Origin of the sequence: Listeria ivanovii subsp. ivanovii (assembly GCF_900187025.1) — a bacterium.
Classification (GTDB): Bacteria; Bacillota; Bacilli; order Lactobacillales; family Listeriaceae; genus Listeria; species Listeria ivanovii.
On the sequence record NZ_LT906478.1, the window covers coordinates 1,108,594 to 1,132,131 of the forward strand.

Genomic DNA, 23,538 nt, shown 5'->3' on the forward strand with positions numbered 1-23,538 from the left:
TTTTCAAGAAATGAGGCTTATCTGATGAGATTAGAAGAGTTGATTAATCAACATTATGATTATTTGAGCGAGACAGATTTAACCATTGGTAAATATGTACTGGAAAATAAAAACATAATTGGGCAACTTGGTATTAATGAAATTGCTATAAATAGTCATGCTTCCAAGTCTTCTGTACTAAGATTTGCACAAAAACTAGGATTTAGCGGTTATAGTGATTTTAAAAATTATTTAAAATGGCGAGAAGGGAATAAAATAGTTTCTTCTTCTGAAAAGAATTTGGTAGAGCAAATTGTTTTTGATGTAACAAAAACATTAGAATATTTAAGTGTCGTGGATTTAGAGCCGATTTTTGAAGCAATTGAAAATAGTAGACAAATTTATGTGATTTCTACAGGCGTAGCTCAACAAAACCAAGCGGCGGAGTTACAACGATTATTTTTACTTATTGATAAACCAGTTCAAATTATTCCTGGGACAGTTCATGCTAACGAATATAAACGTATTATTGAACGTTTGAATGAGGATGATTTGTTGTTTTTATTTTCTTTATCAGGCGAAAATCCTAATTTGCAAGGTATTTTAGATATTCCAGAACTAAAAGGTACTAAAATTATTTCTGTAACAAATTTCAAAAGCAATTGGTTATCTGGTCATGCTGATTTCAACTTATATGCATCAAGTATGTCGAATGGTTCTCCAAATAATTGGTGGGTTCAATCAAGTTCTTCTTTTTTCATTGTTATCGAAACGTTAACATTTGGTTTTATTGAATATCAGAATCAAAAGAAAAAATAAAGGAGGATAGGAAAATGCTATTTAAAAAGAAAAGAGATCTTTCTATTTATAGTCCTTTTGAAGCAGAAATTATTCCTTTAATAAATGTACCTGATCCTGTTTTTTCGCAAAAGCTAATGGGAGATGGAATTGGTTTTATTCCTTCAAAAGATGAAATATATATGCCTTTTTCTGGAACAATAAATCAAGTCTTTCCTACAAAACATGCAATAGGAATAACAACTGATAGTGGAATAGATGCGTTACTTCACATTGGATTGGAAACAGTAGAGCTTCAGGGGAAAGGTTTTGATATTCATGCTAAACCTGGTGATAAACTAAAATCAGGTAGTTTACTCGGTTTTGTTGATCTTAACTTTATAGATATATCTGGTAAAGAAATTATTTCTGTATTAGTTTTTCCCGAAAATAAAAATGAGATAATTATTCAGACCTATGGAAAAGTAAAAGGAACTGAAAAAATAGCTTCATTTTTTAACTGAAGTAATGAAATAAGAAAAACATGACTAGTATGCTATTTTCATAGTCATGTTTTTCTATAAATAAGTATAATATCTTGTTTGATTTTTTTATATAGAATAATGTATCGCTAAGGGTTAACTATCTTAAAAATGAAAGCGTTTTTTATGATATAATATTAAAGGGACAATTAACGTAATATGGCTAAGTTACAACTAAGAAGAACCGAAACTACGATAAAGTTCGAAACGAATATTTGGATCTTTGCTTGTTTCACAATGGCAAGCGTATAAGTGAAAGGAGAACAAAATGAAAGCTGCTATTTCAATAAACGACCAAAAATTTTATACGGATATGAAAAAGGTTTTTGAGGCAATCCAAAATAAACAAGCTAATTATAATTGGTTGATTAGCAATTTTGAATGTAATTGTTATCCGGCGGGTATTCCTGAGCAAGAATATATTTGGATTACCGGAGAAGAATTGACAAAAGTGATAGCAGCGAATGATATCCAATTTATTTGGGGTGTTTTTTCAGGATTTAAAAAGAATATTTCTTTGGAAGAAATTTTGGAGTCCGAGTTGCCTATTGCGGACGGTTATGCAGGTTTTTGGAAAGAAGCAATCTCGATACAACATAAACTTGCCTCAATAGAAATTGTTCCGTGGGATAGCACACTCGTTTTATTCATCAGCAAAGCGGAAGAATTAACTACGCTTTTTAAAGAAAACTTTCCTAACAGCAAGGATTTAGCAGAATATAACGGTAATAGAACTAAATAAAGAGGTCTACAGAAGGGAACACCAAAAGTTAGTACACGGTATTAAAATAAAAGAATATATGGTACGTTAATATATAGAAGCAGTTTACTTGGATAACAGAAATTTCATTTGGAGGCGGAAATAATTAAAACAGTAGAATATATCAACATTAATGATAATAAACAATGTATTTCTGTACGCACAAAAAATATAAACAATCCGATTCTTTTATACTTACACGGCGGGCCTGGTGATGCCGCTTTACCCTTAGTTGCCAAATATAATAAAAATTTAGAAGATATCTATACAGTAGTAACATTGGAACAACGAGGTTCAGGAAAATCTTATTATCCTTTTTCTAAAGCGGAAGAGCTAACTATCAGTACTTTCATTGATGATATTTATAGCTTAGTTTTAATATTATTGAAGCGTTTTAAACAAAGTAAATTATACTTAGTGGGTCATTCATGGGGTAGTGTTTTAGGTATGCAATTTATTCAGCTTTATCCAGAACTTGTTCATGCTTATATTGGTTGTGGTCAAGTGGTGAATATGAAAAAATCTTGTCAAGAAGCCCATGAATATGCGATAAACAAAAATAAAGAAGCCGGAAAAATAAAGATGGTTGCAAAACTGGAAGCTGTTGATGTTTCCTATCAGCAAAAATTATGGCTAGATGACTTACTTTTTGTGACAGGCCAAGTGGTGAAGTTCAAAGGATCGCTTTATGGTAAAAAGAATTATAATCGGTTTATTTTGGATTTCTTTTTGTCATCTGACTATCGTCTAAAAGATTTAATTAATCGACAAAAAGGTTCTTTACAGTCAATAAAATACTTATGGCCGGAGTTAATGACAATTAATTTTGAGAATGTGACAAATTTTAAGGTGCCAATCATTTTTGTGGAAGGTAGACATGATAAGCATGTTTCTTCCTTACTCGCATATAACTATTATGAAACGATTCAATCGCAAAAACTTTTTTATTGGTTTGAAAAATCTTGCCATTTTCCGCAGTGGAGTGAGCCAGAAAGATTTTATGAGGTGATGGCTGCGATTATAAACGATACACAGAAGTAGTGGCATTATAACTTAATAGCAAAAAAAGAAGGCGGATTCGCTTTCTTTTTGTGGCATTTTAAAAGCTATTTACAAATGTACTTTCTCAGAACTCTCAAACATTTCAATTGTATCTAGTTCCGCTTGGAAAAATTCTTTGGTGTAAGTTTGCTCGTGATGGGCATAAAAAGCAGCTTGGTTCTCCCATATTTCCCATAAATCAAAGCGACCAACTGATTTTTCTAGCGGAACAACTTGAAACACCATACATCCTGGTTCAGCTTCTGTTTGATCACGCAAGTCCATTAAATGTTCCACCAGTTGCTCGTAGCTTACTTTTCCAGTTGTCTGAATGATGGCGGTGCAATATAAATAATCTGGCTGTTCTTTTAATTTCATTTCTTCTCCTCCTCTTAATATGTTAAGCTTAAAGTATGGAGTACACTCGGTAGCAAGGAGGAATTCAATGTTTATTAAAGAGTTTTCGAATAAAACGGGGCTATCCATTGATACGCTTCGATATTATGAGGAAGAAAAATTACTAATACCAACGAGAAATGAAAAAAATTACCGGATTTACAGCGAGGAAGACTTTTGCTGGGTGCAGTTATTGCTAAAAATGAAGCAAACAAGGATGACACTTGCGAATATCAAGGGATTTGCGAGGTTGCAAAAACTTGGAGATGAATCGTTGCCGGAAAGGATTAAAATGTTGAATAACCATATGGGTGAACTTTATGAACAGCAAGCAAATCTAGCCGAGACAATTGCTTTTGTAGGGTATAAGATGGAAGGTTACCAGAAGAAAGTGGCTATCCAACAAGAGAGGACGGATAGATGATCAACAAGAAAATAAGAGGAATTCTTGGATTAAAGCAAATTACTAAAGATGATCAAATAATATTGCTAGAGAATGCGAAAGTAATCATTCGCAATAATTTACTTATAAAATTAATGATAGATGAATCGGATTTTTATAAAGAAATCGATTATAATCTTCCAGTTACGGAGGCAAATGAACTAATTGGACGAAAAGGTTCTAAAACGAAAGCGCTAACATTGAATGCGATAATGCGTTCGAAAACCAAAGAAATGAGATTAAAGATAAATAAAGCGAGTCATAGAATAGAATTAAAATTGGGAGTCCAACATTTTCCGAATTTGTATTTTGGCGAAGAAGCTCTTTTAACGAAAGAAAATATTCAAAAAATGATTAGCGACACTTACGGAAGCTATGATGAGTGGACCAGGTTGTTAGCTAAATCAAATCTCAAAGTGAAGACAAGACAAACGATAAAACAAGGGGATATTTTTTCTTATCCGATTGGTAATGAATATGGTTTTGCTCTAGTGATTGGTTGTTTTCAAGCATACCGGAAGCAAGAGATAATACCAACAGATAGGAATCACTACCTTAAGTTAATGATGGGAGTGCCACTTGTTATTCGAACTTTTAATTATACCAGTGAACAAAACACAGTAGATACTGGTGTTTTACGTGAGCATAGCTTATTAAATCCGGAATTTATTATGGATGATTTAGTTTTACGTGGAAAATTTCCTATTATTGGAACTATTAAACTAAAAGAAGCTGATATACTTTTGCCAATGAATTTTTCCTTTAATGGCATTAGTACTACCTATGTGGGATATCAAACAATCGATGCATCTGATCTGGAAATTATTAAATGGCATCAAGCGGATATTACAGTAAGGTTTGATTGGGGTTTTGGAACTAAAACGATGGCAGCAAAAGAATTTTTAAAACGATGTGGTACGTGTGTGAAATTTCTACCTTATTCTGGTCTTGGAATGAATCCAGTGGCGAATTTTTCGGAAAAGTTGCTTTCACCTGAGACGATATTTTCTGAAGCTGAGCTAAAACATATCTCGGAACTTTTAAATATAGATGTTGAAATGACCTTTGATAGTTTTAATGAGGCATATGATGGGATTAATAGGCAGAAATTGTTAAATAGCTAGTTTTATCAGGAAAGGTTGTGGAATATAAATGAAAAAATTAAAGCTAAAAATCACCATTGATAGACCAATTGGCTACATAGATAGATTTGGTAACAATTTACCCAATTAATTATGGCTTTGTAAGCGGGATTATTGGTGGTGATGACGAAGAGCAAGATGTTTATATTATTTCTAGTAAAGTAGATAAACCAATGGAGAGTTTTACAGGAGAGTTAGTGGCAGTAATCACTAGAAAAGACGATAACGAGGAAAAATGGGTAGTGACTTCTCTAGAGGAACAACTTACTTTAGAAGAAATTAAAAATACTGTTCATTTTATCGAACAGTATTTTGCTTCGGAAATAGAATTGATTAATTAAAGAAAAGCAGTTTTCAAAAGGGAAAAATATATCGGATAATGTTACATATGTATTCATTGAAAACACAGTTAGGCTAAGAAAATAGTGGCTAACCCTAACAGCTTAATTTATCATTATAAAAACGATGCCAATTATTATCACGAGGAGCGTAATGATTGCCAGGAATATTCCCATTGTAAATTCATTCGTTCCCAAGTATTTAATGGAGGAGATATCATCGCTCAATGAAGCCTTTTCTGATTTATAAAAATTAATTAATTTTATAAATCCCTTCCAACCAATAAAGATACAGTTGATTCGTTCTACTTTATTTTCACCATGAAAAATTAATTCCATTGTCGGTGAGTTTCTAAGACCACTGCTAGCACGGAGGAAATTATAACTAACTCTTTTTGTACTCGCTAGGTTTATTGTTGTTGTTTTAAAAAGTGTATGGAAAATAAAAGTTTCTTTTGTAGCTTGAATCCGTTTGGTGGGAATATAAAAAAGATAAGCGATAATACAAATTGCAATACATAAAATAACGAACCACAATATTGGTTTAGCAGCTTGATCAGAGGTAACAATAGCTAACAGCATCAAAAGAATAACAGCACATAGCCAAGAGATGATATTGCCAATTATGCTAAGTTTATTAGAATAAAATTTGATTTTTAACACCTGCCTAATCTGGTTGAGAATCACTAAATTAATAGAATACTATAGCGTGCATTTATAATAACATGACTAGACGATGCTATCAAGTTAGTAAAGAATACTAGTCCCGTATTAAAATAATAAAAAGGAGTGCGGATATGAAAAAATACACAATAACTGACAACGATACCTATTTAATAATTGAAAATGAAAATGGTGCAACTCTTGGTCTTGCAAAAGATAGCACAGTAGGAATTTTAGAAATGGATGGATTTGCTTTTAAAGATTTAAATAAAAATGGTCATCTAGATCCTTATGAAGATTGGCGTTTACCAATGGAGGAACGAATTACGGATTTAGTTTCACAATTACCGATTGAAGAGATTGCGGGATTGATGCTTTATAGCGGGCATCAAAGTGTGGCGACGACGGGACGATTTGCTGAGATGTTTGCTGGGACTTATGATGGCTTGCCTTTAGCAGAGAATAACCAGGCAAAAATCTCGGATATTACGGACCAACAAAAGACGTTTTTACATAAGGATAGATTGCGTCACGTGCTATTAACTGCAGTAGAAGATACTGAAGCGGCAGTAACTTGGAGTAACCAAATGCAAGCTTTTGTGGAAAACTTGGATTTTGGTATTCCGATTAATATGAGTAGTGATCCACGCCATACGAGCGAAGCGAATACCGAATTTAACGCTGGTTCTGGTGGTAATATTTCGAAATGGCCTGAACCACTTGGACTTGCTGCTACGTTTGACCCGGATGTCGTCAATCAGTTTGGTGAAATTGCTTCCTTAGAATACCGTGCGCTAGGAATTACGACAGCATTATCTCCACAAGTCGATATTGCAACTGAACCACGTTGGATGCGATTTAATGGTACTTTTGGAGAAGATAGTAAGCTAAGCGCGGATATGGCAAAAGCTTATTGTGAAGGCTTCCAAAATAGTGAAGAAGGCTTTGGAAGTGATAGTGTCAACGCGATGGTGAAACATTGGCCAGGTGGTGGTAGTGGGGAAGCTGGGCGTGATGCGCATTACGCTTATGGAAAATATGCTGTTTACCCAGGAAATAATTTTGATGAGCATTTAAAACCATTTACTGAAGGGGCTTTTAAACTGGATAAAACTGGTTCTGCAAGTGCAGTTATGCCGTATTATACAATTTCTTATGATCAGACTCCGAGTAATGTCGGAAATGGTTTTAATAGCTATTTAATTCAAGAGTTGCTTCGGGATAAATATAAGTATGACGGGGTTGTTTGCACGGATTGGAATATCACGCACGACAATCATCGTATGAGCCAATTTATTTCCGGGAAAAGTTGGGGTGTGGAAGAAAAAACGGTGGAAGAACGTCATTATCAATCAATTTTAGCGGGGGTAGACCAGTTCGGGGGAAATAATGATCTAAAACCCGTACTGGCAGCTTATGAAATGGGAAAAGAGGCATTTGGTGAAACAGCGATGCGAAATCGGTTCGAAAAAAGTGCGCACCGTTTATTACGTAATATTTTCCAAACAGGATTATTTGAAAATCCTTATTTAGCACAAGGAAAATCGGAAGAAACGTGCGGAAATCCTGCGTATATGCAAGCCGGATTTGAAGCGCAAAAAAAAATCGATTGTTTTGCTTAAAAATAAAGCACAAGTTTTACCGCTAGTTAAAAAATTAAAAGTATATATTCCAGAACGCACTCGCCCAGAAACAATTGATTGGTTTGGCGAAAAGATTCCGGCAACAAGTCAGTTTCCGGTAGATAAGCAAATCGTTGGTAAGTTTTATGAGTCGGTGGAAGAACCAGAAGAAGCAGATTTTGCGCTTGTTTTCATTGAATCACCGCAGTCTGTTGCCTACACAGAACAAGATGGTTATTTGCCAATTTCCTTACAATACCGCCCGTACACTGCAAAACTTGCTCGTGAAACAAGTATTGCTGGAGGAGATCCGCTGGAGGAGTCCACTAATCGTTCTTACAAAAACAAAACGAATAAAACGACAAATGAAGCTGATTTAGATGCTGTTTTAACAACGAAAAAAGTAATGAGAGATAAACCAGTGATTGTTTGTTTAGACAGCGCGAATCCAACGGTTGTCGCTGAATTTGAAGCGGCGGTAGATGGTTTATTGGTTCACTTTTCTGCTACCACACAAGCTTTACTGACGGTTCTTTGCGGCGAAACAGAACCAAGTGGCTTATTACCATTCCAAATGCCCGCAAGTATGGATGTCGTTGAAACACAAAAAGAGGATGTTGCCCATGATATGACGCCTTATACAGATGAATTAGGCAATGTGTATGATTTTGCTTATGGGCTGGATTTTTCTGGTGTGATAGAGGATGAACGCGTTAGGAAGTACCGGATGTAAGGAATCTTAAAAAAGGTGTTTAATAAAAAGTTAAGCATCTTTTTAAGATGTACTGGAAGAATGGAAATATCTTATTCCGACACTAACCTAGTCCCTTGGTGAAAAACAAGTTTCCAAGCACCATCTTCCAAAACCCATAAATTACTTCTCATCGTATAAGTGTTTTTCACGGTATCTTTTAGTTTGTAATAGCTAAGGACTTTCGTTTGATCGACTATTTTTATTGAATAGTTGATTATTTCTAGCGGATTGGTACTTAAAGAGGTCTGCGATTTATAATAAGCATAGTCTGTCATTTGACCAGTTTGCGTTATTTCAATATACGATTCGCTTAAAATAGCTAAGATTTCTGTCATCGATTGTCGGTTGTTGATCGATAAATGTATTTCATCCAACTTTTGGAAATTTTCCTTGGTTAATTCCATGGATACCAACCCTTTCTATTAAAAAACAGGCTAACCATCATTAAGTTAGCCTGTTTGCGTTATTTTAAGCTGTCGCGATTTTCAATAATTTCATTTACGATGCCGTAATCTTTCGCTTCATTCACGGATAGCCAGAAGTTACGATCAGTATCTTGGGAGATTTTTTCATACGTTTGACCTGTTGCTTCGGCGATTAAGCGATTGATTCGTTCGCGCATCCGGATAATTTCTTTTGCTTCGATTTCGATTTCAGTGCTTTGGCCTTGAACGCCGCCAGCTGGTTGGTGAATCATATAGCGGGTGTTTGGAAGGCTAAAGCGGTTTTCTTTTTCAGCAGCTAAGTAGATGGTGATTCCGGCGCTTGCCACCCAGCCAGTTCCAACGACTTTGACTGTTGGTTTAATAAATTTGATCATATCATGGATTGTATCGCCAGCTTCGACATGTCCGCCTTGGCTATTAATGAAAACCGTAATCGGCTCATCGCTGATAGATTCTAGTAGTAAAAGCTGTTTGGAGACGTCTTCTGCTAGTTCTTGATTAATTTCACCATAAATTAAAACGGTTCGTGTATCAATTAATTTTTGGGTAAGGATATTCGTAATGTTTTCATTGTTTTTATTGTCTGCCATGAAAAATTCCTCCTTAAAAAGTCTAATATCACAAGTATCTTAGCATAATGGTCGAAAATGGTCAAACATTTTGAATAGAGTTAGCCACATAAAAAGAAAACGCGTTTTGCCGCGCTTTCTCTAGCGTGATTATTCAAAAACCAGCTGCCATGTAACTCCGTATTTATCGGTTACCCATGCGACTTTTCGTAGCAATTCAACTGCTTCTGGTCCCATCATCACTGTTCCTTCTTTGGAAAGTTTGTCAAATAAATCATCAAATTCACTTTCCGTACTAGCGAAGTAAATTGTCGAAGTGGACCAACTGAAATCTGGTGAGGCGTTACCTGTCATGTCCATTACCATGAAGGCAGCATTTTTAATTTCAAAAGTGCCGTTTAATACTTTGCCAATGTCACCGCCTTGTTCTGGTTTGGTAAAATAGGTAAGGGAGATTTTTTTTGCATCTGGAAAAGTCGCTAGATAAAAATTCATTGCTTCTTCGGCGTTTCCATTAAAAGTAAGGAAAGTCGAAACAGGCTTTGCATGATTAAACATTTGTTCTACCTCCTTTTGATTTATTTCTAATATACCCGTAATTTAATGGAATTATGTGTTAAAATGAAGAAAAATGTACGGGGGATAGACGATGAAGTATCCGATTATGTTAGATTTAACTGGGAAAAAAGTGGTGATCATTGGTGGTGGGAAGGTAGCACTTCGTAAGGCCAAGGGATTAGCGGAGGCGGCTGCGGATGTGCTAGTCGTTGGTTTAACTGTTTTACCAGAGATAAAGGAACTAGGTATTCAGGTTTTAGAAGAACGTTACCGAAAAGAGCATCTTTACGGGGCTTTTCTAGTATTTATTTGTACGGATAATCGCGAAGTAAATCAAGCCGTTGCCGAGGATGTTTCGGCTGATCAATTAGTTAATGATACGACTAATCAAGCGAATGCTGATTTTTTTAATATGGCAACAGTGACAAAAAATGAGTTAGTCATTGGGATTTCGACAGGTGGCGGAAATCCAAGTTATGCAAAAAAAGTGAAACTCGAAATAACTAATCTGGTAGAAACACTAGAAACGGAAGAAATTGCTTATCGTGTCAAAAAGAATTAAAAGAGAGCTAAAAACCAACCGGAAAAATGGTTTTTAGCTCTCTTTTGGCTTTAAGCAATATTTCTAGATTGAATATCTTCTTGAAATGCAGCTTTTCCTTTAGCCGTCAATCTAGGATAAATCAAGCTCCATAAACAATCAAATGGACTTTCTTTCGCACTAGTAAATGCTTCTTGATTAGGTGTCCAATATATTTTGATCATGTTTAATACATCAATTAAAGCATTGATTTGTCCGGGGACTTCTTCTGCTAACATATCGCCATTTTGTTGTAAGTTTTGAAAGGCTACTTGTAATTTTTGTTTTCTTTTTTGAATAGCAGCGACTTGCACTTCGTATACTTTTGGACTAATAGATGCCAGCTCGCCGTAATGCGCAAAAAAGTAATCTTCCTGTTTTTGATGCGATACACCGAGTAAGAAGAAGTCATTTAGTTCAGAAATAGTCGTTGGAGTTGCTGGAGCTTGGAAATTTTCATATTGGTCAATAATGACTGCTTCAATTAAATCTTCCTTTTTTTTGAAGTGATAGGTTAGGTTGCCCACACTGATGTTTAATTCGTCCGCAATATTTCGAACAGAGACATTAGCATAACCTTGTTCATGGAAAAGTTTAAAGGCAGTCTCGATAATTTCTTGTTTCGTATCTTTTTTCATATCAATAATCCCTCTTATCTAAATCAGCTATTTATTGACATTGTAGTACGGTTGTGCTAATCTGTCAACATAACAACTAGTACAGTTGTGCTAAAAAGAGTCGTGAATCCAAAATAATAAGCTAAAGGAGTAAGCGAATATGACAAAGAATAAGAAAACAATCATTATAACTGGTGGAAATTCAGGATTAGGTTTTGCGGTCGCTAAAATAATTGCAAGTAGATACAAAGATTATCAGCTCATCCTTGCTTGTCGGAACCTCGAAAAAGCAAATATGGCAGTAAATGAACTACAGAAAAGTACGGATAATCAAAATATCATTGCGATGGAATTGGATGTATCTTCGCTTCTTTCTGTCAGAAAATTTGTTGCTAACTTTCAGGCGGCGGATCTAGGTTTATTAGATGGTATTTTGTGTAATGCAGGAATAAATGGAAATAATACGGGGCTTACAAAAGATGGCTTTGATGTCGTATTTGAGACAAACCATTTAGGACACTTTTTATTAACGAATTTGTTAGTTCCTTTTATGCAAGAAAACGGACGTATTGTCGTTGTGAGTAGTGATATGCATAATCCACCTGGTGATAAATTAACATGGCCAGGAGTTTCAGCTTTGGCCTATCCGACTGAACCTTTAAATACTCATTTTATTCGTTATTCTTATTCGAAGCTATGTAATTTATATTTCACGTATTCATTAGTAGAAAAATTAGCATATACGAAGTCGAAAATGACCGTGAATGCCTTTAATCCTGGATTGTTGACAACGACTAATTTTGCGCCGGATAAATCACGTTTTACGGAAGAATTTATGAAGCAAATCGAGGATCGTATCGGTACCTTGGAAGCATCAAGTGAAGCCTTAGCAAATTTGATGACAGATTCCAAATATGATCATGTTACTGGGAAATATTTTGATCGAGGTGTAGAAAGCTTGTCTTCTCCATTATCTTATGATGAAAACAACCGAACTGAATTATGGAAGAAAAGCATTGCGTACACGGAGTTAAAGGTTACGGAGACACTTCCTGAATTAGTAAAATAATGTTGTAGCCTCTGTTTTTTAGCAGAGGTTTTTTTATTCTATTATATTGCTGTCTTTTCCCGTGCAAAATTTTACTATAGATTTTGGAATGTAAACGCTCTATCATGGAAGTATACTGAAAAACTATTAAGAGGGTGTTGAAGCCAAATGTCTATTTTAGAAAAAATTAAAGATGCTGGCGTTGTTGGTTGTGGTGGAGCGGGTTTCCCGACGCATGCCAAGTTTAGCGGAGAAGTGGAATATTTAATTATTAATGCGGCTGAATGTGAACCGCTACTAAAAACCGATCATTTTGTGATGAGAAACCATGCAGTAGAAACAATTAAAGCAATTGAAATGGTTAAAAGCCAAGTAGATGCAGAGTTTGCGGTGATTGCAACGAAGCGTTACTACACAGAAGAAATTTCGGCATTACGAGCAGCAATCCAAGAATTAGATGCTAGTGTCACGATTCATGAGATGGATAATGTTTATCCGACTGGTGATGAACAAGTCATGGTATTTGAAGTAACTGGGCGAGTAGTTCCACCAAGCGGAATTCCGTTAATGGTCGGCTGTATCGTTTCGAATGTTTCGACGATGTGGAATGTGTTTCACGCGATTGATGACAATGCTCCGGTAATTCGAAAACAATTGACTGTTACTGGAGCAGTTGGCGAACCGAAGCTGTTAGATGTACCGGTGGGAACACCTTTTGAAGTATGTTTGGCTGCAGCAGGCGGTACGAATTTATCCGAGTATTTATTTTTAGATGGTGGGCCGATGATGGGGAAATTAAACAACCAATCGACTATCTCGGAAAAAGTGGTAACGAAAACAACTTCTGGTTTGATTGTTACAGAGGATACTGGCTATTTGCATAAACTTCATTATCAAACAGTGGAGCAAATTTTTAATGAAACAAAATCGGCTTGTATTCAGTGTACGCTTTGCACGGATTTATGCCCGCGTAAACAGCTTGGTCATGATATTCATCCTCATAAAGTCATGCGTCATTTTGCAGTTGCGGAAGATATCTCTGCGATTAAAGATGATCCAATTTGGGAAGAAGCGATGATTTGTTGTGAGTGTGGAATTTGTGAAGTAATTGCTTGTCCAATGGGTCTGTCCCCGCGCCAAGTGAATATTCATGTGAAAAGAGAACTTTTAAAACAAGGGATTCGCTATCAAACGGATAAAAAAGAATTTACGCCGGATCCAATGCGTGAGTATAAAGCGATTGCGCCAAAAAATATTTTAATCAAAATGGGCTTGCAACAATATGCGGGTATTCATTTAGAGAAAATGCATTATTTAGAAGTGGATGAAGTGTTTATCCCAACAAAAATGCATATAGGTGCACCATCTATTCCAGTCGTAAATGAAGGGGATATCGTGAAAAAAGGTGATTTAATCGCTAAAATTCCTGATACGGCCTTAGGTGCCAATATTCATGCCAGCATCGATGGTCAAATTATTCGTATTACCGAAGAAAAAGTTCATATTAAGAAGGTGATGTCATGAAAATGGATACGTTAGGATTTTTAGAATTAAATAGTATTTCTAAAGGGATTGAAGCAGTGGACACGATGCTAAAAGCAGCAAACTCGGAATTGATTTATGCAAAAGCTAGTTGCCCAGGTAAGTATTACATTTTAATTGCCGGGACGGTTGATTCCGTAGCACAATCAATTGAAGCAGGAACACAAATTGGTGCGGCTAACATTGTTGGGAACCTAGTCATTCCGCGGGTATCTGATCAAGTCATTAAAGCAATCAATAAAACCGAAGTTCCCGATGAAATGAATGCGGTTGGTGTGATGGAATATTATTCTTGCTCCGGATCGATTATTGCCGCAGATGCAGCTGTAAAAGCAGCCGATGTCCAGTTAATGGATATTCGATTAGCAACAGGTATTGCTGGAAAATCATTTGTCGTGTTAACTGGTGATACAGCAGCATGTGAAGCGGCTGTAGAAGCTGGTCTTGCAGCAGCGAAGGAAGAAGCGTTGTTAATTAATAAAGTAGTTATTCCTCGTCCTCGTAAAGAAGTTTTTGAGAGTTTAATTTATTAAAAAAATAACACTATATTGTCATGGGTTTTCGAAAAAGGTGCGCACTAACTGAGGTTGCGTGCCTTTTATCGAATCTGACAAAATAGTGGTGTTTTAATATGTTAGGATTATTTTGAGAGAGTTTGTCTAGATGAGGAGTGAAAAAAATGAGTTTTGATGATAATAAAGAGCGTGTAATTCAAGAATACGTGCCGGGTAAACAGGTGACACTCGCGCATTTAATTGCCAACCCAAACCATGATATTTATACAAAATTAGGTTTAGAAGAAGGGGCAAGTGCGATTGGGATTTTAACAATTACACCAAGTGAAGCAGCGATCATTGCCAGTGATATCGCCACTAAATCTGGGGATGTCCAAATTGGCTTTATCGACCGTTTTAGCGGATCCGTTGTACTTACTGGCGATGTTTCTTCAGTGGAATCAGCTTTACAACAAGTGGTTTATTCTTTACATGAAATTTTGGACTTCTCGATTCCAAAACTTACTAGGAGTTGAGTCGCTTGAAGAAAATGATGGTTATGGGCTCGGTTGGTTGTGGAAAAACAACCCTGTGTCAGAAATTGCATGGTTTTGACATTTTATATAAGAAAACGCAAGCTGTAGACTATTTTCAAGAAATGATTGATACACCAGGAGAATTTGTGCAGCATAGACAACTTTATAGCGCGCTGACGGTAACAGCAGCAGATGCAGCAGTTATTGCGATTCTACAAAGTGTTACTGAGAAGAAACAAACCTTCTCGCCAATGTTTGCTAGTATTTTTGTTAAACCGGTCATTGGGATTGTCACAAAAGTGGATTTGGCAGAATCAGACAAAGATATTGAGCGAGCGGAACGAGAATTGAAATTGGCTGGTGCGAAAAAAATATTTTATATCTCATCAGTAGAAGAAACTGGTATCGATGAACTTCGCGCATATTTGGAAGATTAATTTGTATTAGGTGGAGGTGCTTTTTATGCCTCAAGTGAGGGATTTATCCATTATTGATGTACCAAGTGGTTGTGTTTTAACGAGCTGTGATATTAGCGCAGGTTTTGGTGAGAAACAGCATGATAGTTTAGTCGTAACGCCAGAACTTACTGGTCAATTAACATTACGAGTGGCTCTACTTGAGATGATTGCAAGTGGAGCGGAAGTTGTGGCGGTTAGTGATGTCGTTGGTGCTGAAATGGAGTCAACTGGTAGACGAATCATTGCTGGATTGAAGCAAGAACTTAGAAAAGCTAATTTAGAACATATTGAATTGAATGGTAGCACGGAAGAAAATGTGGAAGTAACAGTGACAAGTGTAGGTGTGCTTGTGACTGGATTTGCGACTAGAGCGGCACTGAAAATAACCAATGTGCATCAAGCTGCGGTCTTATTTGCATTTGGAGAACCGATTGTCGGTACGGAAGTTTTAGAAAAAATGGAGCAAATGCCAGATTACACACTGGTGAAACGTTTGATTGCAAATAGTGCGGTGATGGAAGTTGTTCCCGTTGGCTCAAAAGGAATGGCATTTGAAGCAAATCTTTTGGCAGAAACTAATGACTGTATTTTTATTCCTGATGAAACCTTAAATGAAGCGAAAATGAGTAAAACTGCAGGACCAGCTTCTGTTATATTGGCAGCGGTTCGGGCGGATGTGTCGGCAAGGTTTTGGGAGAAATTTCCAAGTGCTAAACGTTTAGGGGACATACGTAGAAATGAGGGAGCTAAATGGGAGAAATGATGCTCGTGACAGGTGGAGCTAGGAGCGGAAAAAGTAGCTTTGCAGAAAAAGAAGCGAGCTTATATGATACCGTTCTCTATGTTGCAACTGGAATCGCTTTTCAAAATGATACGGAATTTCAAGCAAGAATTAAAAAACATCAAGCATCGAGACCAGCGAATTGGGAGACTTTGGAAGCCTTTCGAGGGATTCCAGCATACATCGAAACACATGCCAAAGCGTATGAAGTGGTTTTGCTAGATTGTGTGACGATGCTTGTGACGAATCTGTTTTTTGACGCACTTGGTGAACAAGAACTGACTGATCCACTTGCAGACAGAATTGAAGCGGAAATTCAATTGGTTGTTCGAGAGATTTTGTCAGCTGGGAGAAAGTCTGATGCGAAGTTGATTTTTGTGACAAATGAAATCGGGCTTGGTGTTGTTCCTGAGAATAAAATGACGCGAATTTTCAGAGATATTATCGGTCGAGTAAATCAGCAAATTGCAACGCAGGCGGATGAAGTTTATTTTGTTGTAAGTGGCATTTCGAAAAGGTGGAAGTAGCATGAAAACATTTATTTTATTAATTCAATTCTTTACACGAATACCTGTACCTATTGAAATTAATATGACGGAGATTAACTTAAAAAAAGGAAGCGTGTTACTTCCTTTGGTAGGAGTTGTCATTGGTGCTTGGAACTGGCTTGTTTTTTCGGTAGTCGATTTGGTTATGCCGCTTCCTGTTGCGATTATTGCCGGACTTTTTGCAGAAATTATCATCACTGGTGGTTTTCATGTCGATGCGCTCGCTGATACTGCTGACGGGCTTTTTTCTTCTCGCAAAAAAGAACGGATGCTAGAAATTATGAAAGATAGCCGAGTTGGGGCAAATGGCGTGATAGCGATTTGTTTTTATTTTCTACTTTATGCAGCGTTATTTATTTCAGTTTCGGATACTGAGCAAATTGGTTGGCTGTTTTTTGTGTTACCGATGGTTGCAAAAGGAGTGACAATGTTGCTCTTTGCAAAAATGAGCTATGCTGGGTCGACTGAAGGTCTAGGTGCTATTTTTCTAGGTGTGTCGCTTTGGGCGATTGTTTTATCACAAGTAATTGTCCTGGTCTTTTTAGGGATGTTTTTCTCCTATGTGGGTTTACTTGCATATTTGGGTGTGCTATTATTTGCCTTTATTTATCGCACGTTTGTTTACAAGCGAATTGGTGGAATGAACGGCGATACGCTTGGTGCAGGCGGGCAGATGGGGCAACTAGTTTGTTTATTTTGTTTAGTGTTAATATGGGGAGCGATTTAAATGCATCTTGTTTTGGTGCGACACGGGGAAACAGACATGAATCTGGAAAAAAGATATGGCGGACAAACGGATGTACCGTTAAATGATATAGGTAAACGACAGATGCAACAGCTAAAAGAAAAGTTAGCTAATTACACATTTGATTTGGTAGTTACGAGTGATTTAGTACGTGTGAAAGAATCGGCTGCTATCCTGAGTGGAGCAAAGAAGGTGCATTTTCCAGAGTTAAACGAATTAAATTTCGGTGATTTTGAAGGTTACACGTATCAAGAAATTAATGAGCTGTTTCCTGCAGCTTGGAAAGCATACTGTGATGATTGGCAGACAGCAGATTTTCCAAACGGTGAAAATTTTTCGCTTTTTAAGGAACGTGTGATGGGGAAAATAGCGGCTGAATGGGACCTGTGGCAGAAGTTAGATAGAGTTTTAATCGTAGGACATTTAGGTGTTTTGCGGCTCATCTCGCTTTTTTTGCAAAACCAGAAAATAGCACAATATTGGGATACTGATTTTAAGCAAGGTTATTATTCACTGTGGGACAACGAGTCAGCTAGTTTTTTAATTTCTAATAAATAGTATATTTTTGTTGTTTTGATTGAAAACGCTCTTTTTATCAAGGATTTGTGATAAGATATAGCTAATTAAATAGGTCTTACGTTGGTTAAATAATGTTCATTTCTGAAAGAGGAATTCGGTGAAATGCCGAAACTGCCCCCGCAACTGTAAGGTGGACAAAAATGGAGATAGCCACTGTATACGATTTTTGTGTATGGGAAGGTTCTGTTTTTGGAAGAAGCCAAGTCAGGATACTCGCCAAATAAGATGGAAGCAACTCTTTTTCGGGGTCCTAAAAAGCGTATGCGAGTAAACGTAGTCATTTTATTTGCTATGTGGATAAACTCTCATTCGATTTCGGGTGGAAGTTTTTTTGTTTTTCTAGGAATGAAAAAAGTCATATTCCGTAAGTGGAAAATGACTTTATATGTAATCATTTTAATGTTTCCCGGTAGCCTTTTGGCGTGACATCAAACTCTTTTCGGAAGACTTTACAGAAATAACTAGTTTGTGTGAAACCTAAGTTTCTAGCAACGTTATCGATTGACCAACGCGGATTTTTCAACATATCTTTTGCAAGAGACATTTTCTTTTGATTAACGTAATTAATAAAATTTACATTCATTTCTTTCTTAAAGAGTTTGCTGAAATAATAAGAACTTAGGAAAACGTGGCTAGCTACTTCATCAAGCGTAATAGGGCGATTAAGATTTTTTTCAATGTACTTCAAGGCTTTACGAATTTCTTTATTATCTTCATGATGTGCTACTTTGGTATGATGGAAAGCAATTTTTTGTTTCTGTTCTTCGCGTCCTTTTTCCATTTCTGATTTCAAGTAGTACTGCGAAATAATCGTGAGCATTTCTGCAGATGAAGTGATTTTTTTAGCGCTAAAAATGGGGACAGATCGAAAAGCGGAGATAAGTTCTTTATCATTTTTCCAGTCAGTTTCTTCTGTTTGAATGTTACCAACTTGGCTGTTTTCCTCACAAATGACTTGACCACTTAATAAAAAGCCACTAAGTTGATTTTCGACGATGATTGGAACAGAAAAATCTGTTAATCCGGCATGACAGCGGTAAATAAGTGGTTTGCCAGTTTTGGAAGCTTCGAGCCCACCGAACATATCACATTTTTGGCATAACGAGCGATATTTTGGATTGGAACGAATAAGTTGGCAAAAAGGAGTAAAGTTACATAATCTAGAAACTTCGGTACCGTGGATATCGACAACAACCGATGCTAGACTTGTTGCAGCTGAAAATTCATCCATGACTTTTTCAAGGAGTATTTCATTGCTTTTGGACTTTAGTAACATAGTGATTCCCCTTTCGGCGATACTTGCGATATAAGTATAGCACATTAGTAATGCGCTTACATTTTCTTGTTATAAAGATAACAATATTTTGCTAAGACTAATTTCATAGATGAAGACCGAAACCATGCATGACTGGATGGCTTTTTGTCATTTTTTTTTTTGAAGGCGCAAAATTGTGTTAAAACATGATTTGCGCCTTATTTTGTTATTTTTGGAAGTGGCAATTATTTATTTTCTGTATTGGATATACTGAAAGAGTAAAATACTTATGATTACAAAGGAGGCATACCCATGCAAGAAGCACTAGGTCTAGTTGAAACTAAAGGACTAGTTGGCGCCATTGAAGCCGCTGACGCTATGGTTAAATCAGCTAATGTCACACTAACTGGGTACGAAAAAATCGGATCCGGACTTGTCACTGTCATGGTTCGCGGGGATGTTGGTGCAGTTAAAGCAGCAACAGAAGCAGGCGCGGTGGCGGCAAGGAATGTCGGCACGGTAATGAGTACACATGTTATTCCTCGTCCACACACAGATGTGGAAGAAATTTTACCAGTGAGGGTGAAGTCAGATGAGTGAGCAAAATAAGCTGATTGACGAAATTCTGAAACAGGTAATGGAAACGGTGGGTAATGACCCGGAAAAATTAGTAGAGGATGGAGGATCACATCAAATGAGTGAAAAAGCAGTTCAATTAACAGAATTTGTTGGAACAGCGATTGGAGATACAATCGGCCTAGTGATTGCAAATGTAGATGGTCAACTTTTAGAAGCAATGAAGCTTGAAAAGTCGTATCGTTCTATTGGTATTTTAGGAGCCCGTACAGGTGCAGGCCCACATATTATGGCAGCAGATGAAGCCGTAAAAGCAACGAACACAGAAGTAGTGAAAATCGAATTACCACGAGATACAAAAGGCGGTGCAGGTCACGGTTCTTTAATTATCTTCGGTGGAAATGATGTTTCTGACGTAAAACGCGCAGTAGAAGTGGCGCTTAATGAACTAGATAAAACTTTCGGTGATGTATACGGCAACGAGGCTGGTCATATTGAACTTCAATATACGGCACGTGCGAGTCATGCACTTGAAAAAGCATTTGGCGCACCGGTTGGCAAAGCTTTCGGAATTATTGTTGGTGGCCCAGCTGGAATCGGTGTTGTTATGGCTGATACAGCAGTGAAATCCGCTAACGTAGATGTGGTGGCTTATTCTTCACCAGCTGACGGAACAAGCTTCTCCAATGAAGTGATTCTTTGTATTTCAGGAGATTCTGGTGCAGTACGTCAAGCAGTTGTTTCAGCACGTGAAATTGGTAAAAAATTACTTGGAGCTTTAGGGGATGAACCGAAAAATGATCGTCCATCCTACATTTAGAACGGAGGGTAACGACTGATGAAATCAAAACGCTTTGAAGAATTAGCAAAACGCCCGGTTAATCAAGATGGTTTTGTAAAGGAATGGATTGAAGAAGGCTTAATTGCAATGGAAAGCCCAAACGATCCAAAACCTAGCATTAAAATAGAAAATGGTAAAGTAGTCGAAATGGATAGCAAAAAATTAGCTGAATTTGACTTAATTGACCATTTTATCGCTAAATATGGAATTGATTTATCGCGTGTAGAAGAAGTGATGCAAATGGATTCCGTGAAGCTAGCAAATATGCTTTGTGATCCAAATGTTCCGCGTGAAAAAATCGTTTTACTTACCACTGCAATGACACCGGCGAAAATTGTAGAAGTAGTTTCACAAATGAATGTGGTGGAAATGATGATGTCCATGCAAAAAATGCGTTCACGTCGAACTCCAACTACACAGGCTCACGTAACTAATTTACGTGATAATCCAGTACAAATCGCAGCGGATGCAGCAGAAGCAGCTATTCGTGGTTTTGATGAGCAAGAAACAACCGTTGCGGTAGTTCGTTATGCACCATTTAATGCACTTAGCTTACTAGTTGGTTCACAAACTGGTCGTGGCGGCGTACTTACACAATGTTCCTTAGAAGAAGCAACCGAATTAGAACTAGGTATGCGTGGTTTAACTTGTTATGCAGAAACTATTTCCGTTTATGGAACAGAACCAGTATTCACAGATGGAGATGACACACCTTGGTCCAAGGGGATTTTGGCTAGTGCTTATGCTTCTCGTGGTCTGAAAATGCGTTTCACTTCAGGAACAGGTTCCGAAGTTCAAATGGGCTATGCAGAAGGAAAATCGATGTTATACCTAGAATCCCGCTGTATTTTCATTACAAAAGCAGCCGGCGTTCAAGGATTACAAAATGGATCGATTAGTTGTATTGGGATTCCAGGAGCAGTACCAAGCGGAATTCGTGCTGTGCTTGCAGAGAATTTGATCGCAGTCATGCTTGATCTTGAAGTTGCTTCTGGTAATGACCAAACATTCTCGCATTCTGATATTCGTCGTACAGCACGCTTACTAATGCAATTTTTACCAGGAACAGATTATATTTCCTCTGGTTATAGTGCAACGCCAAACTACGACAATATGTTCGCTGGTTCCAATTTTGATGCAGATGATTTTGATGATTACAATATTTTACAACGTGATTTAAAAGTAGATGGTGGTTTAACGCCGGTTACCGAAGAAGAAGTTGTAACGGTTAGAAATAAAGCAGCACGTGTTATTCAAGTTGTTTTTGAACAATTAGGTCTTCCAAAAGTGACGGACGAAGAAGTAGAAGCAGCAACTTACGCACGTGGAAGTAAAGATATGCCAGAACGTAACATGGTAGAAGATATTAAAGCAGCAGCAGAAATGATGGACCGTGGGGTAACTGGTCTGGATGTTGTTAAAGCGTTATCTGCTGGTGGATTTGATGATGTTGCCGAAAGCGTACTAAATATGTTGAAACAACGTGTATCTGGAGACTTCCTGCATACTTCAGCAATTATTGATAAAGACTGGAATGTGATTAGTTCGGTCAATGATTTAAATGATTACGCTGGCCCAGGAACTGGTTATCGCTTAGAAGGCGAACGCTGGGAAAAACTCAAAGATATCGCTGTTGCGGTCGATGCAAACGAATTAGACTAAGCTACTTCCCATTTTTTTAAAAGGAGGACTAAAAGACATGGTTGAAATTAACGAAAAAGTACTTCGCGGAATTATTGCAGAAGTGCTAGATGAATTACAGCTAAAAGAAGATAAAGTTTCTTTCCAAAAAGAAACACCCGCTGTAGCTGTTTCAGAGGAAAGCTTTCTAACAGAAGTTGGGGAAGCAGAACCTGGCAGACAAAAAGATGAAGTTGTAATCGCAGTTGCGCCAGCTTTTGGAAAATACCAAACAAAAAATATTGTGGGTGTACCACATAAACAAATTTTACGTGAAGTGATTGCTGGAATTGAAGAAGAGGGATTAAAAGCACGTGTCGTTCGTGTATTCCGTTCTTCTGATGTAGCATTCGTCGCAGTAGAAGGAGATAAATTAAGTGGTTCTGGTATTTGTATCGGAATTCAGTCACGTGGAACAGCCTTAATCCACCAAAAAGACTTACAACCACTTTCCAACTTAGAACTATTCCCACAAGCACCACTGATTACGCTAGAAACTTACCGCGCAATTGGAAAAAATGCAGCAAAATATGCGAAAGGTGAATCACCAAATCCAGTCCCAATGGTAAATGATCAAATGGCTCGTCCGAAATTCCAAGCAAAAGCAGCTTTACTTCATATCAAAGAAACAAAACATGTGGTTCAAGGTAAAAACGCGGTTGAACTACAAGTAAACTAATAGTGAGGTGAGAAAATAATGAATCAAGAAGCATTAGAAAATATGGTCAGAGATATTTTAGAAGAAGTGAATAGTGGCACAGTTAAAACAACTACTTCTCAAAAAGTAAGCGGAGATACGCTAACAGTCCGTGATTATCCACTAGGTACAAAACGGCCTGAACTTGTGAAAACATCAACAAAAAAATCATTAGATGATATCACTTTGAAAAATGTTTTAGACGGTACGATTAAGCCAGAAGATGTACGGGTCACTGCTGAAACACTGAAAATGCAAGCACAAGTAGCTAGAGACGCAGGACGTGCAACACTTGCTAACAATTTTGAGCGGGCAGCAGAATTAACAATTGTTCCGGATGAGCGGATTTTAGAAATTTATAATGCGATGCGTCCTTATCGTTCTTCTAAAGCAGAATTATTTGCGATTGCCGACGAATTAGAAAATGTTTATCATGCAACGATTTGCTCTAGTTATGTACGCGAGGCAGCAGAGCTTTATCAAGAGCGTAAAAAATTAAAAGGTGATAATTAAAAACACCTTGCTCTCGATT

The 23,538-nt window shown here is 37.1% G+C and carries 28 protein-coding genes, 2 pseudogenes and 1 riboswitch; of the genes and pseudogenes, 23 read left to right on the plus strand and 7 right to left on the minus strand.

The window, feature by feature from the left end; genetic code table 11:
- Positions 1-24 precede the first annotated feature (24 nt).
- The 4 genes from CKV67_RS05445 (at position 25) to CKV67_RS05460 (ending at position 3,099) form a co-directional block, all read left to right on the plus strand.
- On the plus strand, positions 25-798 hold the full coding sequence (locus tag CKV67_RS05445; RefSeq protein ID WP_014092524.1) for a MurR/RpiR family transcriptional regulator: 774 nt from the start codon (positions 25-27) through the stop codon (positions 796-798).
- A gap of 14 nt (positions 799-812) precedes the next feature.
- Positions 813-1,280: a PTS sugar transporter subunit IIA gene (locus CKV67_RS05450; RefSeq protein ID WP_014092525.1), complete on the plus strand. Its 468-nt coding sequence runs from the start codon at positions 813-815 to the stop codon at positions 1,278-1,280.
- A gap of 286 nt (positions 1,281-1,566) precedes the next feature.
- On the plus strand, positions 1,567-2,040 hold the full coding sequence (locus CKV67_RS05455; protein ID WP_014092526.1) for a hypothetical protein: 474 nt from the start codon (positions 1,567-1,569) through the stop codon (positions 2,038-2,040).
- Positions 2,041-2,148: 108 nt separating this feature from the next.
- Complete coding sequence (locus CKV67_RS05460) at positions 2,149-3,099, plus strand: alpha/beta hydrolase (RefSeq protein WP_014092527.1); 951 nt, start codon at positions 2,149-2,151, stop codon at positions 3,097-3,099.
- 69 nt (positions 3,100-3,168) lie between these two features.
- On the opposite strand, the gene CKV67_RS05465 is transcribed toward CKV67_RS05460, so the two are convergent.
- A complete protein-coding gene (locus CKV67_RS05465) occupies positions 3,169-3,477 on the minus strand; it encodes a putative quinol monooxygenase (RefSeq protein ID WP_014092528.1) in 309 nt (102 codons plus the stop codon).
- 67 nt (positions 3,478-3,544) lie between these two features.
- On the opposite strand from CKV67_RS05465, the gene CKV67_RS05470 reads away from it, so the two are divergent.
- The 3 genes and pseudogenes from CKV67_RS05470 (at position 3,545) to CKV67_RS05480 (ending at position 5,420) form a co-directional block, all read left to right on the plus strand.
- Entirely contained in the window at positions 3,545-3,919 is a 375-nt protein-coding gene (locus CKV67_RS05470; protein ID WP_014092529.1) for a MerR family transcriptional regulator, read from the plus strand.
- The gene (locus CKV67_RS05475; protein WP_025279877.1) at positions 3,916-5,061 is read left to right on the plus strand and encodes an immunity 26/phosphotriesterase HocA family protein; all 1,146 of its coding nucleotides are present in this window, start codon (positions 3,916-3,918) and stop codon (positions 5,059-5,061) included. Before CKV67_RS05470 ends, CKV67_RS05475 begins: the two co-directional genes overlap by 4 nt.
- A 28-nt stretch (positions 5,062-5,089) precedes the next feature.
- Positions 5,090-5,420 (plus strand): annotated as a pseudogene (locus CKV67_RS05480) (inorganic diphosphatase).
- 102 nt (positions 5,421-5,522) lie between these two features.
- Here CKV67_RS05480 and CKV67_RS05485 read toward each other — a convergent pair.
- A complete protein-coding gene (locus tag CKV67_RS05485; protein ID WP_052010825.1) occupies positions 5,523-6,080 on the minus strand; it encodes a hypothetical protein in 558 nt (185 codons plus the stop codon).
- 134 nt (positions 6,081-6,214) lie between these two features.
- Here CKV67_RS05485 and CKV67_RS05490 point away from each other — a divergent pair.
- Positions 6,215-8,435 (plus strand): annotated as a pseudogene (locus CKV67_RS05490) (glycoside hydrolase family 3 protein).
- Positions 8,436-8,506: 71 nt separating this feature from the next.
- On the opposite strand, the gene CKV67_RS05495 reads toward CKV67_RS05490, so the two are convergent.
- The 3 genes from CKV67_RS05495 to CKV67_RS05505 all read right to left on the minus strand — a co-directional run bounded on the left by CKV67_RS05495 (position 8,507) and on the right by CKV67_RS05505 (position 10,029).
- A complete protein-coding gene (locus CKV67_RS05495) occupies positions 8,507-8,860 on the minus strand; it encodes a hypothetical protein (RefSeq protein WP_025279879.1) in 354 nt (117 codons plus the stop codon).
- 59 nt (positions 8,861-8,919) lie between these two features.
- Positions 8,920-9,492 (minus strand): ATP-dependent Clp protease proteolytic subunit, encoded by a 573-nt coding sequence (locus tag CKV67_RS05500; protein ID WP_014092533.1) that lies wholly within the window; start codon positions 9,490-9,492, stop codon positions 8,920-8,922.
- A gap of 129 nt (positions 9,493-9,621) precedes the next feature.
- Positions 9,622-10,029, minus strand: coding sequence for a VOC family protein (locus CKV67_RS05505; protein WP_025279880.1), 408 nt, complete (start codon positions 10,027-10,029; stop codon positions 9,622-9,624).
- Positions 10,030-10,120: 91 nt separating this feature from the next.
- Here CKV67_RS05505 and CKV67_RS05510 point away from each other — a divergent pair, with 91 nt between their 5' ends.
- Positions 10,121-10,591: a precorrin-2 dehydrogenase/sirohydrochlorin ferrochelatase family protein gene (locus tag CKV67_RS05510; protein ID WP_014092534.1), complete on the plus strand. Its 471-nt coding sequence runs from the start codon at positions 10,121-10,123 to the stop codon at positions 10,589-10,591.
- Between the two features lie 50 nt (positions 10,592-10,641).
- On the opposite strand, the gene CKV67_RS05515 is transcribed toward CKV67_RS05510, so the two are convergent.
- On the minus strand, positions 10,642-11,247 hold the full coding sequence (locus tag CKV67_RS05515; protein ID WP_014092535.1) for a TetR/AcrR family transcriptional regulator: 606 nt from the start codon (positions 11,245-11,247) through the stop codon (positions 10,642-10,644).
- Between the two features lie 139 nt (positions 11,248-11,386).
- Here CKV67_RS05515 and CKV67_RS05520 point away from each other — a divergent pair, with 139 nt between their 5' ends.
- The 9 genes from CKV67_RS05520 to cobC all read left to right on the plus strand — a co-directional run bounded on the left by CKV67_RS05520 (position 11,387) and on the right by cobC (position 17,936).
- Positions 11,387-12,295 carry an SDR family NAD(P)-dependent oxidoreductase gene (locus CKV67_RS05520; protein WP_025279881.1) on the plus strand — a complete coding sequence of 303 codons (909 nt, stop codon included), beginning with the start codon at positions 11,387-11,389 and terminating at the stop codon, positions 12,293-12,295.
- A gap of 147 nt (positions 12,296-12,442) precedes the next feature.
- Positions 12,443-13,798 (plus strand): 4Fe-4S dicluster domain-containing protein, encoded by a 1,356-nt coding sequence (locus CKV67_RS05525; RefSeq protein WP_014092537.1) that lies wholly within the window; start codon positions 12,443-12,445, stop codon positions 13,796-13,798.
- Positions 13,795-14,349 (plus strand): BMC domain-containing protein, encoded by a 555-nt coding sequence (locus tag CKV67_RS05530; protein WP_014092538.1) that lies wholly within the window; start codon positions 13,795-13,797, stop codon positions 14,347-14,349. The genes CKV67_RS05525 and CKV67_RS05530 overlap by 4 nt, the downstream gene beginning before the upstream one ends.
- Positions 14,350-14,495: 146 nt before the next feature.
- On the plus strand, positions 14,496-14,846 hold the full coding sequence (eutS, locus tag CKV67_RS05535) for an ethanolamine utilization microcompartment protein EutS (RefSeq protein ID WP_014092539.1): 351 nt from the start codon (positions 14,496-14,498) through the stop codon (positions 14,844-14,846).
- Positions 14,847-14,851: 5 nt separating this feature from the next.
- Positions 14,852-15,283 carry a EutP/PduV family microcompartment system protein gene (locus CKV67_RS05540; protein ID WP_014092540.1) on the plus strand — a complete coding sequence of 144 codons (432 nt, stop codon included), beginning with the start codon at positions 14,852-14,854 and terminating at the stop codon, positions 15,281-15,283.
- A gap of 25 nt (positions 15,284-15,308) precedes the next feature.
- Entirely contained in the window at positions 15,309-16,067 is a 759-nt protein-coding gene (cblS, locus tag CKV67_RS05545) for an alpha-ribazole kinase (protein WP_014092541.1), read from the plus strand.
- Entirely contained in the window at positions 16,055-16,612 is a 558-nt protein-coding gene (gene cobU / locus CKV67_RS05550; RefSeq protein WP_014092542.1) for a bifunctional adenosylcobinamide kinase/adenosylcobinamide-phosphate guanylyltransferase, read from the plus strand. Before cblS ends, cobU begins: the two co-directional genes overlap by 13 nt.
- A gap of 1 nt (position 16,613) precedes the next feature.
- Positions 16,614-17,360 carry an adenosylcobinamide-GDP ribazoletransferase gene (gene cobS, locus CKV67_RS05555; RefSeq protein ID WP_014092543.1) on the plus strand — a complete coding sequence of 249 codons (747 nt, stop codon included), beginning with the start codon at positions 16,614-16,616 and terminating at the stop codon, positions 17,358-17,360.
- On the plus strand, positions 17,361-17,936 hold the full coding sequence (cobC, locus tag CKV67_RS05560; RefSeq protein WP_014092544.1) for an alpha-ribazole phosphatase: 576 nt from the start codon (positions 17,361-17,363) through the stop codon (positions 17,934-17,936). It begins immediately after the preceding gene.
- Positions 17,937-18,000: 64 nt separating this feature from the next.
- Positions 18,001-18,192, plus strand: a riboswitch (cobalamin riboswitch).
- 156 nt (positions 18,193-18,348) lie between these two features.
- Here cobC and CKV67_RS05565 read toward each other — a convergent pair.
- Positions 18,349-19,233 carry a PocR ligand-binding domain-containing protein gene (locus CKV67_RS05565; protein WP_025279883.1) on the minus strand — a complete coding sequence of 295 codons (885 nt, stop codon included), beginning with the start codon at positions 19,231-19,233 and terminating at the stop codon, positions 18,349-18,351.
- Between the two features lie 291 nt (positions 19,234-19,524).
- On the opposite strand from CKV67_RS05565, the gene pduA reads away from it, so the two are divergent.
- Genes pduA through CKV67_RS05590 form a run of 5 tightly spaced genes read left to right on the plus strand, consistent with a single transcriptional unit; the run spans position 19,525 to position 23,519 of the window.
- Entirely contained in the window at positions 19,525-19,812 is a 288-nt protein-coding gene (gene pduA, locus CKV67_RS05570; protein ID WP_014092545.1) for a propanediol utilization microcompartment protein PduA, read from the plus strand.
- Complete coding sequence (pduB, locus tag CKV67_RS05575) at positions 19,805-20,608, plus strand: propanediol utilization microcompartment protein PduB (protein ID WP_003719357.1); 804 nt, start codon at positions 19,805-19,807, stop codon at positions 20,606-20,608. The genes pduA and pduB overlap by 8 nt, the downstream gene beginning before the upstream one ends.
- 18 nt (positions 20,609-20,626) lie before the next feature.
- Positions 20,627-22,291, plus strand: coding sequence for a propanediol/glycerol family dehydratase large subunit (locus CKV67_RS05580; RefSeq protein ID WP_003747001.1), 1,665 nt, complete (start codon positions 20,627-20,629; stop codon positions 22,289-22,291).
- Between the two features lie 37 nt (positions 22,292-22,328).
- On the plus strand, positions 22,329-22,988 hold the full coding sequence (locus tag CKV67_RS05585; protein ID WP_014092547.1) for a propanediol/glycerol family dehydratase medium subunit: 660 nt from the start codon (positions 22,329-22,331) through the stop codon (positions 22,986-22,988).
- A gap of 18 nt (positions 22,989-23,006) precedes the next feature.
- On the plus strand, positions 23,007-23,519 hold the full coding sequence (locus CKV67_RS05590) for a diol dehydratase small subunit (protein ID WP_014092548.1): 513 nt from the start codon (positions 23,007-23,009) through the stop codon (positions 23,517-23,519).
- Positions 23,520-23,538: the final 19 nt, after the last annotated feature.

Coding starts and splice junctions, on each gene's coding strand:
- CKV67_RS05445 (WP_014092524.1), top strand. CDS start 25: ATGAGATTAGAAGAGTTGATTAATCAACATTATGATTATTTGAGCGAG.
- CKV67_RS05450 (WP_014092525.1), top strand. CDS start 813: ATGCTATTTAAAAAGAAAAGAGATCTTTCTATTTATAGTCCTTTTGAA.
- CKV67_RS05455 (WP_014092526.1), top strand. CDS start 1,567: ATGAAAGCTGCTATTTCAATAAACGACCAAAAATTTTATACGGATATG.
- CKV67_RS05465 (WP_014092528.1), bottom strand. CDS start 3,477: ATGAAATTAAAAGAACAGCCAGATTATTTATATTGCACCGCCATCATT.
- CKV67_RS05470 (WP_014092529.1), top strand. CDS start 3,545: ATGTTTATTAAAGAGTTTTCGAATAAAACGGGGCTATCCATTGATACG.
- CKV67_RS05475 (WP_025279877.1), top strand. CDS start 3,916: ATGATCAACAAGAAAATAAGAGGAATTCTTGGATTAAAGCAAATTACT.
- CKV67_RS05495 (WP_025279879.1), bottom strand. CDS start 8,860: ATGGAATTAACCAAGGAAAATTTCCAAAAGTTGGATGAAATACATTTA.
- CKV67_RS05500 (WP_014092533.1), bottom strand. CDS start 9,492: ATGGCAGACAATAAAAACAATGAAAACATTACGAATATCCTTACCCAA.
- CKV67_RS05505 (WP_025279880.1), bottom strand. CDS start 10,029: ATGTTTAATCATGCAAAGCCTGTTTCGACTTTCCTTACTTTTAATGGA.
- CKV67_RS05510 (WP_014092534.1), top strand. CDS start 10,121: ATGAAGTATCCGATTATGTTAGATTTAACTGGGAAAAAAGTGGTGATC.
- CKV67_RS05515 (WP_014092535.1), bottom strand. CDS start 11,247: ATGAAAAAAGATACGAAACAAGAAATTATCGAGACTGCCTTTAAACTT.
- CKV67_RS05520 (WP_025279881.1), top strand. CDS start 11,387: ATGACAAAGAATAAGAAAACAATCATTATAACTGGTGGAAATTCAGGA.
- CKV67_RS05525 (WP_014092537.1), top strand. CDS start 12,443: ATGTCTATTTTAGAAAAAATTAAAGATGCTGGCGTTGTTGGTTGTGGT.
- CKV67_RS05530 (WP_014092538.1), top strand. CDS start 13,795: ATGAAAATGGATACGTTAGGATTTTTAGAATTAAATAGTATTTCTAAA.
- eutS (WP_014092539.1), top strand. CDS start 14,496: ATGAGTTTTGATGATAATAAAGAGCGTGTAATTCAAGAATACGTGCCG.
- cblS (WP_014092541.1), top strand. CDS start 15,309: ATGCCTCAAGTGAGGGATTTATCCATTATTGATGTACCAAGTGGTTGT.
- cobU (WP_014092542.1), top strand. CDS start 16,055: ATGGGAGAAATGATGCTCGTGACAGGTGGAGCTAGGAGCGGAAAAAGT.
- cobS (WP_014092543.1), top strand. CDS start 16,614: ATGAAAACATTTATTTTATTAATTCAATTCTTTACACGAATACCTGTA.
- cobC (WP_014092544.1), top strand. CDS start 17,361: ATGCATCTTGTTTTGGTGCGACACGGGGAAACAGACATGAATCTGGAA.
- CKV67_RS05565 (WP_025279883.1), bottom strand. CDS start 19,233: ATGTTACTAAAGTCCAAAAGCAATGAAATACTCCTTGAAAAAGTCATG.
- pduA (WP_014092545.1), top strand. CDS start 19,525: ATGCAAGAAGCACTAGGTCTAGTTGAAACTAAAGGACTAGTTGGCGCC.
- pduB (WP_003719357.1), top strand. CDS start 19,805: ATGAGTGAGCAAAATAAGCTGATTGACGAAATTCTGAAACAGGTAATG.
- CKV67_RS05580 (WP_003747001.1), top strand. CDS start 20,627: ATGAAATCAAAACGCTTTGAAGAATTAGCAAAACGCCCGGTTAATCAA.
- CKV67_RS05585 (WP_014092547.1), top strand. CDS start 22,329: ATGGTTGAAATTAACGAAAAAGTACTTCGCGGAATTATTGCAGAAGTG.
- CKV67_RS05590 (WP_014092548.1), top strand. CDS start 23,007: ATGAATCAAGAAGCATTAGAAAATATGGTCAGAGATATTTTAGAAGAA.